Annotated in this window: 1 protein-coding gene; it reads left to right on the top strand. The window is 66.0% G+C overall.

Annotated elements, in window-relative coordinates:
- On the top strand, positions 1–250 hold a 250-nt coding region (locus SB771_RS35995; RefSeq protein ID WP_410722162.1), incomplete at both ends, for a condensation domain-containing protein.

Below are 250 nucleotides of genomic sequence, written 5' to 3'. Positions count from 1 at the left end.
CTCGCAGGTGGCGTTCGGCATGACGGTGTCGGGCCGGCCGGTCGATCTGCCCGACGCGGAAGCGATCGTCGGTCTGTTCATCAACAGCCTGCCGCTGTGGGTCGATGTTAAATCCGCCGCGACGGTGCGCGCGTGGCTCGCCGCGTTGCAGCGGCATAACGCGGAGTTGCGCGAGGTCGAGCACACGCCGCTCGCGAACTTGCAGCAATGGGCGAATTCGAGCGTCGACGCGTTGTTCGACAGCCTCATC

The sequence above is a fragment of the Burkholderia sp. SIMBA_051 genome (genome assembly GCF_046534915.1).
GTDB classification, from domain to species: Bacteria; Pseudomonadota; Gammaproteobacteria; order Burkholderiales; family Burkholderiaceae; genus Burkholderia; species Burkholderia ambifaria.
This window is presented reverse-complemented; position numbering and strand designations above follow the sequence as displayed.